General features: G+C 57.5%; 13 protein-coding genes. 2 read left to right on the top strand and 11 right to left on the bottom strand.

The genetic code is table 11. The features are described from left to right. Positions 1 to 5 precede the first annotated feature (5 nt). Genes rlmD through C5F52_RS15690 form a run of 8 tightly spaced genes read right to left on the bottom strand, consistent with a single transcriptional unit; the run spans position 6 to position 7,766 of the window. Positions 6 to 1,400, bottom strand: coding sequence for a 23S rRNA (uracil(1939)-C(5))-methyltransferase RlmD (gene rlmD, locus C5F52_RS15725; protein WP_104799304.1), 1,395 nt, complete (start codon positions 1,398 to 1,400; stop codon positions 6 to 8). Further along, positions 1,400 to 2,203, bottom strand: coding sequence for a peptidoglycan DD-metalloendopeptidase family protein (locus C5F52_RS15720; RefSeq protein ID WP_104799303.1), 804 nt, complete (start codon positions 2,201 to 2,203; stop codon positions 1,400 to 1,402). Before C5F52_RS15720 ends, rlmD begins: the two co-directional genes overlap by 1 nt. Positions 2,204 to 2,219: 16 nt before the next feature. Beyond that, positions 2,220 to 3,023 (bottom strand): protein-L-isoaspartate(D-aspartate) O-methyltransferase, encoded by an 804-nt coding sequence (locus tag C5F52_RS15715; protein WP_104799302.1) that lies wholly within the window; start codon positions 3,021 to 3,023, stop codon positions 2,220 to 2,222. After that, on the bottom strand, positions 3,020 to 3,778 hold the full coding sequence (surE, locus tag C5F52_RS15710; protein WP_104799301.1) for a 5'/3'-nucleotidase SurE: 759 nt from the start codon (positions 3,776 to 3,778) through the stop codon (positions 3,020 to 3,022). Before surE ends, C5F52_RS15715 begins: the two co-directional genes overlap by 4 nt. A gap of 56 nt (positions 3,779 to 3,834) precedes the next feature. Beyond that, entirely contained in the window at positions 3,835 to 4,185 is a 351-nt protein-coding gene (locus C5F52_RS15705; protein ID WP_104799300.1) for an AzlD domain-containing protein, read from the bottom strand. Further along, positions 4,182 to 4,910: an AzlC family ABC transporter permease gene (locus tag C5F52_RS15700; protein WP_104799299.1), complete on the bottom strand. Its 729-nt coding sequence runs from the start codon at positions 4,908 to 4,910 to the stop codon at positions 4,182 to 4,184. Before C5F52_RS15700 ends, C5F52_RS15705 begins: the two co-directional genes overlap by 4 nt. Next, positions 4,907 to 5,236 carry a polymer-forming cytoskeletal protein gene (locus tag C5F52_RS15695; RefSeq protein WP_158268547.1) on the bottom strand — a complete coding sequence of 110 codons (330 nt, stop codon included), beginning with the start codon at positions 5,234 to 5,236 and terminating at the stop codon, positions 4,907 to 4,909. The genes C5F52_RS15700 and C5F52_RS15695 overlap by 4 nt, the downstream gene beginning before the upstream one ends. After that, positions 5,229 to 7,766 (bottom strand): cation-translocating P-type ATPase, encoded by a 2,538-nt coding sequence (locus C5F52_RS15690; protein ID WP_104799297.1) that lies wholly within the window; start codon positions 7,764 to 7,766, stop codon positions 5,229 to 5,231. Before C5F52_RS15690 ends, C5F52_RS15695 begins: the two co-directional genes overlap by 8 nt. 307 nt (positions 7,767 to 8,073) lie before the next feature. Here C5F52_RS15690 and C5F52_RS15685 point away from each other — a divergent pair, with 307 nt between their 5' ends. Next, positions 8,074 to 9,150: an alkene reductase gene (locus C5F52_RS15685; RefSeq protein WP_104799296.1), complete on the top strand. Its 1,077-nt coding sequence runs from the start codon at positions 8,074 to 8,076 to the stop codon at positions 9,148 to 9,150. Between the two features lie 13 nt (positions 9,151 to 9,163). Further along, positions 9,164 to 9,583 (top strand): VOC family protein, encoded by a 420-nt coding sequence (locus tag C5F52_RS15680; RefSeq protein WP_104799295.1) that lies wholly within the window; start codon positions 9,164 to 9,166, stop codon positions 9,581 to 9,583. 18 nt (positions 9,584 to 9,601) lie between these two features. Here the strand turns inward: C5F52_RS15680 and C5F52_RS15675 are convergent, their stop codons facing one another. From C5F52_RS15675 to C5F52_RS15665, 3 genes are read right to left on the bottom strand one after another with little or no spacing between them, the layout of a single operon-like run. After that, a complete protein-coding gene (locus tag C5F52_RS15675) occupies positions 9,602 to 10,030 on the bottom strand; it encodes a thioesterase family protein (protein ID WP_104799294.1) in 429 nt (142 codons plus the stop codon). 19 nt (positions 10,031 to 10,049) lie between these two features. Next, entirely contained in the window at positions 10,050 to 11,252 is a 1,203-nt protein-coding gene (gene pcaF, locus C5F52_RS15670) for a 3-oxoadipyl-CoA thiolase (protein WP_104799293.1), read from the bottom strand. 12 nt (positions 11,253 to 11,264) lie between these two features. Next, positions 11,265 to 13,322, bottom strand: coding sequence for a 3-hydroxyacyl-CoA dehydrogenase NAD-binding domain-containing protein (locus tag C5F52_RS15665; protein WP_104799292.1), 2,058 nt, complete (start codon positions 13,320 to 13,322; stop codon positions 11,265 to 11,267). Between the last annotated feature and the right edge of the window lie 7 nt (positions 13,323 to 13,329).

The raw sequence follows: 13,329 nt of genomic DNA, 5'->3' as shown, positions 1-13,329 counted from the left end.
GCGGTTTAGACCAAATCAAACACCGCCATGCTCTCGACGTGCGCTGTGTGCGGGAACATATTCACCGCACCCGCAAACGACATGCGATAGCCAGCTGCATTGACCAATACACCTGCGTCACGCGCCAAGGTGGCTGGGTTGCAGCTCACATACACAATGCGCTTCGGAGGTGTCCAGCCCTGGCGAAGCTCGGGCTGCTGATGCATCTCGGCCAAGGCCTGCACCAACGAGAAAGCACCTTCACGTGGCGGGTCAACCAGCCACTTGTCGGCAGCACCATCTTGGCGCAGCAACTCGGGCGTCATCTCAAACAAGTTACGCGCCACAAAGCTTGTTGGCGCCAAAGGCTTGTCGCGGTTGGCTTGGTTGAACAGGTAGTTCTCGCCGGAGCGCGCCACCAAAGCCTCGCTGCCCTCAATGCCCAAGACTTCGCGGGCGAGCGTGGCCAAAGGCAAGGTGAAGTTACCCAAACCGCAGAACCAGTCAATCACACGTTCGGTCGGCTGCACATCGAGCAAACGCAAGGCTCGCGTGACCAGCACACGGTTGATGTGCGGATTGACTTGTGTGAAATCGGTGGGCTTGAACGGCATGGTGATGCCAAATTCAGGCAAGGCGTAAGACAGTGGCTCGCCCAAGGCACCTTCCATCAAACACACCGTGTCTGGGCCTTTGGATTGAAACCACCATTGCACGTTGTGTTTGGCCGCAAAGTCGCGCAAAGCAGCCATGTCGTGTTCACTCAAGGGCTCCATGTGACGCAGCACCAAAGCTGTCACATCATCGCCACAAGCCAGTTCAATTTGCGGCAAAGTCTCACGCGCCTCCATGCTGCCAATGAGTTTGCGCAAAGGCAAAAGCATGGCATCCACATGAGGCGGCAAGATGGGGCACTGACGCATGTCGGCCACATAGCGGCTCTTGCGCTCGTGAAAGCCCACCAACACTTCGCCCTTTTTCACCACATAGCGCACCGACAAACGGGCACGGTAACGGTAGCCCCATGCAGGGCCTTGGATAGGTCGCAAAATGGTTTCGGCTTTGACCTTGCCCAAGTGCCAGAGGTTGTCTTCTAAGGCGCGCTGTTTGACCGCAATTTGTGCAGCCGCATCCAAGTGCTGCATCTTGCAGCCGCCACATGCACCCGCATGCAAGCCAAAGTGGGGGCAACCGGGCGTGACGCGCTGCGACGATTCGTGCAGCACTTCCAGCAGCGAGGCTTTTTCCCAGTTGTCTTTTTTGCGGTGCACATTGGCGCGCACCACCTCAAAGGGCAAAGCCCCATCCACAAACACCACTTTGCCATCGGCGCGGTGGCCCACGCCTTGCGCTTCTAGGTCCATCGATTCGATGGTCAGCGCATTGTCAGGCCATTGCTTTTCTGTCGTGACTTGGGTCATCAGTTCGCCGATAAGTATTTAGCTGGGTCAACCGGCTTGCCTTGACGGCGAATTTCAAAATGCAGCTTCACTTGGTCGGCATCGCTGTTGCCCATCTCGGCAATCTTTTGACCGCGTTTGATGGCTTGGTCTTCCTTCACCAACAAGGTTTGGTTGTGCGCGTAAGCCGTCAAATACGTGTTGTTGTGCTTCAAGATGATGAGGTTGCCATAGCCGCGCAAACCTGCGCCGGCATAAACCACACGGCCATCGGCAGCGGCCAACACAGGGTCGCCCACTTTGCCGCCAATGTCCAAGCCTTTGTTTTTGGACTCGTCAAAACCAGAAATTAAATTGCCGCGTGCAGGCCATTGGAAGCTGATGGCATCCTCGGCGGCAGACGGTGCAGCAGGGGCCACAGCAGGTGTCGTGGCAGACGATGAAGGTGCCGAAGCCACAGGCATAGGCGCTGTTGCCGTGGACGATGTGGCAGGTCGCGTCACCGCCACTTCAGGCGCAGGCGGCGCCACACGCAGCACTTGGCCTGTTTCAATCAGGTTCGGGTTGTCTATCTTGTTCCAACGGATGATGTCGCGCCAGCTTTGGCCGTTGTCCATGCCAATGCGAATCAAGGTGTCGCCAGGCTTGACGGTGTAGTAACCCGTCTTGCCTGCGTTCTCAGCACCAGGCAATACACGCGTGGTGCCACGCACACCACCTATCGAGTGGTCATCCATGGGGGCGAGGCGGCCTTTGTTAGAGCAACCCGACAGCGCTAAAGCTGCCACGAGGGCAGCAAGACCCCACATTCCGGCACGAAACATTCTTAATTCCCAATATTCAAGCGATGCCTGATTTTAGAGGTACAAAGTTCACGGCTTCGAGGAGCATTTGTTGCAAGCCTTGCGGTGTTTTGTCAATCACGACCAACGCTTGCTGGCCGGTGCTGGTGTGCGTAGGTGCCACCAAACGGCCGCCCATGGCGAGCTGGTCAATCCAAGCTTGCGGCACGTTCTCGCCACCTGCGGCAGAGATGATGGCACTGTAGGGCGCCCCTTGTGCATAGCCCAGCATGCCATCGCCAAAAATCAGATGCACGTTCGGCAAACGCACGGGGCGCAGGTTATCGCGCGCTTTGTCATGCAAACCACGCAAGCGTTCAATGCTGTACACCTCACGCGCCACGCAAGCCAACACCGCCGCTTGATAGCCGCAACCTGTGCCAATCTCCAACACGCGTCCCATCAGCGGTGCATCTTGCAGGCCCGGCGCTTCGCGCAACAGGGCAATCATGCGGGCCACCACATTGGGTTTGGAAATGGTTTGACCCAAGCCAATCGGCAAACTCGTGTCTTCGTAGGCTTGGTTGACCAACGCACTGTCCACAAAGCGATGGCGTTCCACGCGACCCATCGCTTCAAGCACCACGGCATCATCGATACCCTGCCCCGCAAGTTTTTGCACCATGCGCGCGCGAATGGCCGATGAATCTAACCCAACCCCCGTGGGACTGACCACGCCCGCAGGCTTCACACGCACGGGTGATGGCGGCATGACCACACGGGTCGCGCCCATCAAAGTTTTAGGTGCGGCTTGTGGCTTACCCGTGTCTAAGCGTGCAGGAAAGCTGGGGCGCTGCTTCATGCCTGCGCTCCGCGCAAGCGTTGCGTCCACGCAGGCAAGCTGGCGTGTTCGGTCAAGTCCACATGCAGCGGCGTGACCGACATATGGCCTTCAAACGTGGCGTGAAAGTCGGTGCCATCGCTGTCATCTTTGGCGGCGCCTGCACTGCCAATCCAATACATGGTTTCGCCACGCGGGCTGGTTTGCGTGATGACACGCTCTGCCGAATGGCGACGCCCCAAGCGCGTGACGCGCAACGGTTTGATATGCGCAACCGGTTGATTGGGGATGTTCACATTCAACAACCAAGGCGCGCCCGCTGCAGGGGGCTGCGCCAACATCTGCTGCACCAGTTCACGGGCTTTGACAGCGGCGGCATCAATGTGGCCCCAGCCTTTCTCAACTTGTGAAAAGGCGATGGCCGGAATGCCAAACAAATAGCCTTCCATCGCAGCGCCCACAGTGCCAGAGTAAATCGTGTCGTCCCCCATGTTGGCGCCGTTGTTGATGCCAGACACCACGAGGTCGGGTTTGTAATCCAGCAATCCTGTGAGTGCGATGTGCACGCAATCAGCTGGCGTGCCGTTGACGTAGCGAAAGCCATTGCTGGCTTGGCTCACGTACAGCGGCGAGTGCAAGGTGAGTGCGTTGGACTTGGCGCTGTTGTTGTGCTCAGGCGCGACCACTTCGACGCGGCCCAAATCTTTGAGCGCTTCGTAAAGGGCCACGATGCCCGGGGCTTGAAAGCCGTCGTCGTTGGAAATCAGAATGTTCATGGTGCCTTCAAGGTTGCACGCAAATTGTAGGATCGGACAGCGGCAGACCTCAGCGGCTATGGGTTTGCACGAAACACGCCATAAGCCAGCATCAACAAGGTGCCGGTCAGCAAAGCGGGCACCAAGCGGCGTTGCGGGCTAGATACCATCACGGCCAAGCTGAGCGCGCAAATCACCACACGCAGCCACACAGGCACGGTGGCCAGCAAACCCAGCGGCATCAAAATCATGCGCACGGTCAAAGCCGCCACCATGGCGTAGGTCACCGCAGACAGCCAACGAAACACCTCGCTGTCTTGGTGAATATGGCCCGACAACTTCACGCCAGCGGCACGGCAAACATAGGTGCCAATGCACGCAGCACCGAGCGCCAACCACACACCCCACCCTTGCATCTCGGCGTTCATGTTTGCACCTCTAGAGGCTTTGGGCGCAGCCAGCGGCGGTCAACAACGTAGGCCAACGTGCCCGCCACCAAACCCGTCAACAACAAACTGCTGTCGGCATCGAACACATAAAAAACAGGACCCAAGATGCAACCTAAGCCAATGGCGATGCGATTGGCCCAAGGCTTCACATCGGTGAAGGTGAGCAAGAAAAACAAGGGGTTGATGAACACCAAGCCCAAGGTGACTGCAGCCGGTACCCAGCCCGCCACAAAATAGCCCAGCACCGTGCCCATCGGTGAAATCAGCCAACACGGCAAAGCCAAACCGATGAAGTAATTCAAGCGGTGTTGAGGAGACATGCGGGGGAACTCGCGCATCGACACCGCCCATGCGGTCATGGCCAGCATGTGCACCCACAGGTACAGCAGTGGGTTGCGGTCGCGTCGGTGGAGTTGGGGAAACAGCGTCACCACCATGGTGACAAAACGGGTCGAGGTCAGCGTCACGGCAAAGCCAATGGCTAACAAGGATGAACCAGAGATGAACATCTCCAGCATCACCACCTGACCGGGCAGCGCAAACATCAGCAAGCTGGTCAGGCCGGTCATCCAAGCATCGAAACCATGGGAACGCCCCATGGCACCGAAACCGACCATGCCTGCAAACAAAACTAAAACGGGAGCGCCTAGGGCATCGCGGATGCCCTGCCAAAAGGCTTCGCGCCGATTGGCGAACCGATTCATTTCTGGTTCATATTGCCTTTGAACTTACCGCCGCGTTGGATTTCCAACTCGTGGTATTCCAAGGTGCCAGACACTTTGCCTGTGCTGTGAATCAACAAGTGTTCTTTGCAAACGATGTCTTCGTTCAGTTCGCCGTGCACATCGATTTCGCGAGCACGCACAGTACCGGTCACTTGACCTTTGGTGCCAATCAACAAATCGTCAGCCGTCAATTCGCCGGTGACATTGCCATTGATGACGGCTTTGCCAGGCGCAGAAATAGAGCCTTTGAAAGTAACGCCTTCACCGATGACGAGATTGTTGTTTGTTGGGTTGATATCAGCCATGAATAACTCCTGTGGATATCCCATCATACCTAAGCAAACGCAAGCAAATCCAAGCGGTCACGATGCTGACAACCCCCAAACCCAATGCAGTCATCACCTGCGCGACATCCAGAGGCGCCAAATAAAGCGGGGCAGCCAACCATGGCACATACACCCCCAACACCACCAGACCCATCGCCCCAGCCATGACCCACAGGGCAACAGCATTGCGCGCGCCATTCACAAAAATCAACATGGCATTGGCGGCCACCAAGGTGATGAGCACCATGGCGCGCTGCACTTCTGTAGAGAAAACCATGGCGTGCCAGTACGCAGCGCCCGTTGCCGCCAACACGCAAGCCCCCTGAAAGAAGGAGGCCAACATTTGCTGGAAGCCAAAAATAGGTGCCAAGGTGTCACGCGGTGGGCGCTGCATCACATGGGGCTCTGCAGGCTCATTCTCAAACGCGATGGAGCAAGAGGGGTCAATCACCAACTCCAACAACGCAATGTGCAAAGGCATCAACAAAGGTGGCAACGTAAACACCATGGGCACCAGCGCCAAGCCTGCAATCGGAATGTGAATCGCAAAGATGTACGCCATGGACTTTTGCAAGTTGCCAAAAATGCGGCGGCCTAGGCGTATGCCTTTGACGATGGATGCAAAGTTGTCGTCCACCAAGACCAGCGACGAAGCCTCTCGCGCCACATCGGTGCCGCGTGCGCCCATGGCGATGCCCACATGGGCGGCGCGCAAGGCAGGCGCATCGTTCACGCCATCGCCCGTCATCGCCACCACCTCGCCATTGCGCTTGAGGGCTTGCACGATGCGCAGTTTTTGATGCGGTGAAATGCGGGCACACACACTGACGGTTGTGAGATGTGCGCTCAGCGCTTCGTCCGACATGGCGTCAATCACATCCCCCGTCAGAGTCTCACCGCCCTGCAAGCCGGCTTGATTGGCAATGACGCGTGCTGTGTGCGGGTAGTCACCGGTGATCATGATGACTTTGATGCTGGCCGAATGGCAATCGGCAATGGCTTGCGGAATCTCAGCGCGCAAGGGGTCACTCAAGCCCATCAAGCCCAGCCACTCAAAATCAAAACCATGCGCGGAGCTTGGCCATGCGTCGCCCACAAAACGCCCCTGCGCCACTGCCAACACGCGCAAGCCATCAGACGCCATGGCATGCACCACGGCACCCCATTGCGCTTGCAACGCAGGCGAGAGATGGCACAACGCCATCACGGCCTCTGGCGCACCCTTGGCAGACACGATGTGCGCCGCATCTTCGCTGGCACGCCACACATGCGACATGGCACGTAACTCAGGGCTCAACGCATAGGTCTGCACCAAATCCCAATCGGGATGCAAATGCTCAGAGTCGCTCAGCCACGTTTGACCCAAGGCATGAAAGGCGACTTCCATTGGGTCAAAAGGTTCAGGCGCGCTGGCCAAAATGGCGTGTTCGACCAACCCATGAAATTCATCTGGCAGCGACTCGCCGTTGATCTTGAACAAACGTGGCGCAGAAGCCTCCCCCACCGCCAAGGCCGCCACCGTCATACGGTTTTCCGTCAAGGTGCCCGTTTTGTCGGTGCACAACACGGTGGTCGCGCCCAAGGTTTCAATCGCGTTGATGTGTCGCGTCAACACGCCTTGTTGCGCCAAGCGATGCGCGCCCAAGGCCGGAAAAATAGCCATCACCACCGGATACTCTTCGGGCAAGATGGCCATCGCCAACGCAATGCCCGACAACAACGCCGGTAACCACGCCCCATTGCGCAAGCCCAAGGTGAGGATCATCAGCACGCACAAACCAAACGTGATCCACGCCAACACCTTCACCAACTGAGTGGTTTGCTTTTGCAGTGGCGTCAGCACGGTTTCAATGTCATTCAACGATGCACCAATGCGCCCCATCTGGCTATGCATGCCTGTGGCTGTGACGCGCACCACCCCTTGCCCACGGACCACAAAGGTGCCGCCAAAGACAGCAGCCAACTCATCGCCACCCGGCTGTAGGTGGCGCGCCAACGCCTCATCAAAAGCAGCGCCCACTTTGGTCACGGCCAAGGACTCGCCCGTCAACAACGACTCATCCACTTGCAGTTGGTCCGCTTGCAACACCCAAGCATCCGCCGCAATGCGGTCACCCTCGGCAATGAACAATACGTCCCCCACCACCACCTCACGCGAAGGCACGCTGATGCGTTGGCCATCACGCATCACTTGCGCAAATGGCTGACTCAGTTGCCGCAAGGCATCAATGGCGGCTTCTGACTTGCCCTCTTGGTAAAACGTCAAACCCAACACCGCCAACACAAACACAAACAACGTGACGCCTTCGGTCAAATCGCCCAACACCAAATACAGCGAAGCGGCCAGCACCAGCAAGGCAAACATGGGCTCCTTCAACATCGCCCACAGCCGAGCCCATACGCTGCGGCGTTGAGCTGCATCTAGTGCGTTGGGTCCATCGTGCGCGCGTTGCTGCGCGGCCTGTTCAGACGTGAGGCCTGTGAAAGAGGGGGGCGTTGTCGAGTTCACCGCATGCTTTCAAAGACAAACCGAGAATCAGGCTCTGATTCATGACAGCACTTGAACAACAGCTGCTGCGTCACATCGACTTTGATTTTGTAGTCGTCTGCGGCCATGGCTGTTGTACAGGCACACAGCGCCAAACACGCACACCCCAGCTGTTTCATTGAATGCCCCTCGATTGATCTGGTCATATTAACGGAACCTTGAAACCCAGCACTTGAAAACAGAACAATACGCCCCATGTCAAAAGGCATGCATGGACACGACAGCCATTGCTGATTTTTTACTTTTTCACAGTTCTTCGAAATTACACATGACAACACCACAGCTTTTCCAACCCACACGCATCGGCGACATTGAAGTGGCCAACCGCATCGTCATGGCCCCACTCACCCGCAGCCGCGCAGCTGACGGCGACATCCCCGGCAGCGCGATGAACGTGGACTATTACCGCCAGCGCAGTGGTGCGGGCCTCATCATCAGCGAAGGCACACAAGTCTCACCGGTGGGCAAAGGCTACATGGCCACCCCCGGCATTTATTCAGACGCCCAAGTCGAAGGCTGGAAGCCCATCACCCAAGCCGTGCATGAGGCAGGCTCCAAAATCATCGCGCAAATTTGGCATGTGGGCCGCATCACGCACCCAGACCTGACTGGTGGTGCGCAGCCCGTGGCCCCTTCGGCCATTCAGCCCAAGGTGGTGGCCTACACCCCCAATGGCAAAGTCGATGTGCCCGTGCCACATGCTTTGACAACCGCTGAAGTGCAAGAGGTGGTGCAGCAATTCCGCCAAGCCGCCGCCAACGCCATTCGTGCGGGGTTTGATGGGGTGGAAATTCACGGTGCCAATGGTTATTTGGTCGACCAGTTCATCCGTGACGGTGCCAACCAACGCACCGACGCGTACGGTGGCTCGATTGAAAACTGCTGCCGCTTTGCCCTCGAAGTGGTGGACGCCTGTGTGGCCGAAATCGGCGCGGGCCGCGTCGGCATTCGTTTGTCGCCCCTCACCCCCTTCAACGACTTGGCTGACAGCAACCCACAAACTGTGTTTGCCTATCTGGTGGAAGAGCTCAACAAACGCGGCATCGCGTTCATTCACTTCATCGAAGGCGCCACGGGCGGCCCACGTGACGTGCCTGGCTTTGACTACGCCTGGGCGCGCCAAGCGTTCAAAGGCACCTACATCGCCAACAACGGTTACGACCGCCAAATGGCCATCGACGCCATTGACTCAGGCAAGGCCGATGCCGTTGCATTTGGTCGCTTGTTCATCTCTAACCCCGACTTGGTCGAGCGTTTGAAATTGAATGCCGTGCTGAACGAGCCCAACCCCAACACCTTCTACACACCCGGTCCTGTCGGCTACACCGACTACCCCACCCTTTAAAGAAAGGCTCGCCATGAAATACCTACACACCATGGTGCGCGTGACTGACCTAGAAGCGTCGTTGCGTTTTTACCGCGATGCGCTGGGCCTGACGGTGCTGCGCACCAACGAGTACCCGCAGGGCCGCTTCACACTGGTCTACCTCGCCGCACCTGGCGATGAAGATGCGCAAGTGGAGCTCACCTACAACTGGGACCCCGAGGTCTACACCGGTGGTCGCAACTTCGGTCACTTGGCTTATGCCGTCGACAACATTTACGCCACCTGTGAGCAGTTGCAAGCGCATGGCGTCACCATTCTTCGCCCACCCCGCGATGGCCGCATGGCCTTTGTGCGCTCACCCGATGACATCTCGGTGGAGTTGCTGCAAAAAGGTGAAGCCTTAGCGCCAACCGCGCCGTGGGTGGACATGCCCAACATCGGTCATTGGTAACTCGCGTATGCCAAGCACTCAACGGCACAAATCTAAAACAATTTGTGGAATCGGTACTGCGCGAATGCTGGGTTGGTCAGGATTATCGGTGTCGCAAAAGGCCGCAAACACGCGCACGTCTTGCGCCTCCAAAATCAAGTCGCTGCCGCGGTAGATTTTGTAATCCATCACAAAACTTGTATTGCGCCATTCAGAAACACGGACATGCACGTCGAGTTGGTCGCCATAACTCGCGGTCTTCACAAAGCGTGTGTGAATATCTACCAAAGGTGTGCCCAGCACGCCCATGGTTTTTTCGGTTTCTTTCCAAGAAGGAACACCGCACTGAACAAAGAAATTGCGAGAAGCCGCATCCAACCATTTGAAGTAATTGGGGAACCACACAATTTTTGCGGGGTCACAGTCACCAAATTCGACGTTGACTTTGTAAATCACAACTTTGGTCATCGGCTCAGCCCTTCATCTGTCAAACACGCTCAAGGATGAGCGCAATGCCCTGCCCCACACCAATGCACATGGTGCACAGCGCATAGCGACCGCCCGTGGCGTGCAAGCGGTTCACCGCAGTGGTTGCCAACCGCGCGCCCGATGCCCCTAATGGGTGACCTAAAGCAATCGCGCCACCCCATGCGTTCACACGCGGGTCGTCATCTTGCAAACCCAGCGAACGCATCACCGCCAAGCCTTGTGCAGCAAACGCTTCGTTGAGTTCAATCACATCTATCTGCACCATGGTCAACCCTGTTTGCGCCAACACTTTTTGCGTGGCTGGCACAGGGCCCATACCCATGATGCGTGGCGCTACACCTGCGGTGGCCATGCCTACCACGCGGGCTTTGGGTGTCAGGCCATTCTTAACCGCATTGGCTTCGTTCGCCAATAACAAGGCACACGCACCATCGTTCACGCCACTGGCGTTGCCTGCAGTCACTGTGCCATCAGGTCGCACGATGGGTTTGAGTTTGGCCAAGGCTTCCAAACTGGTGGGACGTGGGTGCTCATCGGTGTCCACCACGAGGGGCTCGCCCTTCTTTTGAGGAATCAACACTGGCGTGATTTCTTGCGCCAAGTGCCCCGCTTGTTGTGCAGCCACCGCACGCAGTTGGCTGTTCATCGCCATCAGGTCTTGTGCTTCACGTTCGATCTTGAACTCCACCGCCACGTTCTCTGCCGTCTCGGGCATGGAGTCCACACCGTATTTCTCTTTCATCAACCTGTTGATGAAACGCCAGCCAATCGTCGTGTCATACACCGCGTTGTTGCGGCTAAAAGCACTGTCGGCTTTAGGCATCACAAAAGGTGCGCGGCTCATGCTCTCCACACCACCAGCCATCATCAACTGCGCTTCACCTGATTTGATGGCGCGTGCTGCAGTACCTACCGCATCTAGGCCAGAACCGCACAAGCGGTTGATGGTGGCGCCTGGCACATCCATGGGCAAACCCGCCAACAGACCCGCCATGTGTGCCACGTTGCGGTTGTCTTCGCCCGCTTGGTTGGCGCAGCCATACAACACGTCAGTGATTTGTGCCCAATCCACGTTGGGGTTGCGCGCCATCAACGCTTTGATGGGGATGGCCCCCAAATCATCGGTGCGAACAGAAGACAAAGCACCGCCGTAGCGGCCAATGGGTGTGCGAATGGCATCGCAAATGAAAGCGTGTGTCATGGGATGTAAACGTTATTGATCTTCAAACAAGACAGATAAATCTGCCAACACAAAACCATCGCCGCATTGGCTGGCGAGGTCTTTGATTTCTTGGGTCAAGGCTTCTCGGTTTTGTTGACGGGCCCAAAACACGGGGCCGCCTTCCCAACGCGGAAAACCATAGCCATGCACCAACACCACGTCAATGTCTGTGGCACGACTGGCCACGCCCTCGCCCATCAAACGTGCAGCCTCGTTGACGATGGTCAGCAACGCACGGCGTTGAATCGTGGCACTGCTCAACGGCTGGCGTTGGATGCCGCGACGTTGCGACGCAACTTCAATGATGTGGCGCACCGCCTCATCGGTCGTCGCTTGTTGCTTGCCATCCACATAGGTGTAGTAGCCCGCACCGGTCTTACGCCCAAGGCGACCGGCTTCGCACAAGCGATCCAAGATGTCAACGTAGCGCACGCCCGGCGCGCGACTGGCGGCTTGCGCCTGACGCATGCGCCAGGCAATGTCTAGCCCCGACAAATCAGCCACCGCAAATGGCCCCATGGCCATGCCAAACTGTTTGAGCGAGGCATCCACATCCTCGGGCCATGCACCGTCTTCCAACATGAATTCACATTGGTTGCGGTACGCGTTGTAAATGCGGTTGCCAATGAAACCAAAGTGGTTGCCCGCCAGCACCGGCAGCTTGCGCAGGCGCTTGCCCAAAGCCATGCCTGTGGCCAATACGTCGGGACGCGAGTTTTTGCCGCGCACCACCTCTAGCAGCTTCATCACATTGGCAGGACTGAAAAAGTGCAGCCCCAACACGTCTTGCGGGCGTGAGGTGGCTTGCGCGATTGCATCCACATCCAAGTAAGAAGTGTTGGTGGCCAGCACTGCGCCTGCACGTGCAAATTGGTCAATTTTTTTGAACACTTCTTGCTTGACTGCCAAGTCTTCAAAAACGGCTTCAATCACCAAATCGGCTTTGGCCATGTCCGCCCAATCGAGCGTGCTGTGCAAACACGCTTCGCGTGCTTGGGCCACGTCGGCTTTCATTTTTTGTGCCGCCACGCGATCACGGTAATGCGCGACCACACGGTCTTGCCCACGTTGAAGCGCAGCCGCATCTTGCTCAAGCAAGATGACTTGCATGCCAGCATCCAACACGCTGATGGCAATGCCCGTGCCCATGGTGCCCGCACCGATGACGCACACGGTTTCAACCGGAATGGGTGTGGCACTCAACTCAGCAGGCAGCTTGGCACTGTCACGTTCGGCAAAAAATACATGGCGCAAGGCGTAGGCCTCACGCGACAAACGCAGCTGTAAAAACACCGCGCGCTCATCGCCCAAGCCGTCGTCAATCGACAACACCGCCGCCGATTTGATGGCCTCCATCGCGGCCTCGACGGCAGGGCGACGTTTGCCTGCGCGCATCGCCTCCTCTGCGGCTTGCTGAATCAGTGCAGGACCTTCTGCAGGCACGGCTTCATCGCGAATGCGGCACTTCTTACCTTGCATGCGGCGGGCCAATGCCACGGCGGCATCCAGCACATCACTGGCCACCACCTCGTCCAACAAGTTGAGGGATTTGGCCTCTTTGGCTGAAATACGTTGTGCGCCGCAAATCATGCGAATGGCGCGCGACACACCCACACGACGCGGCAACATTTGCGTGCCACCTGCACCAGGAATAATGCCCAGCGACACCTCGGGCAATCCCACGACAGTCTTGGCATCCGCCACACGCGCATCGCAAGCCAGCGCCAATTCGAAACCGCCACCCAAGGCAGCACCATGCAACGCAGCCACCACGGGCTTCCCGCAATCTTCTATGGCACGGATGACCTCGGGCAAGATGGGCTCTTGCATGGGCTTGCCAAACTCACGGATGTCAGCGCCTGCAACAAACGTGCTGCCGGCACCCACGATGACGGCAGCTTGAAAGTCTGAATTGGTTTTGAAATCAAAAATGGCCGCCATCAAACCTTGACGCACCGCCAAGGACGTGGCGTTGATGGGCGGGTTGTCGATGGTGATGACACACACATCGCCCCTCGCATCCACATGCACGCAGGCAGCAGCATCCATCACCGCA

The organism is Limnohabitans sp. TS-CS-82 (assembly GCF_002943475.1).
Note: the sequence above shows the minus strand (reverse complement) of the source record. Positions and strands in the feature narration are given on the sequence as shown.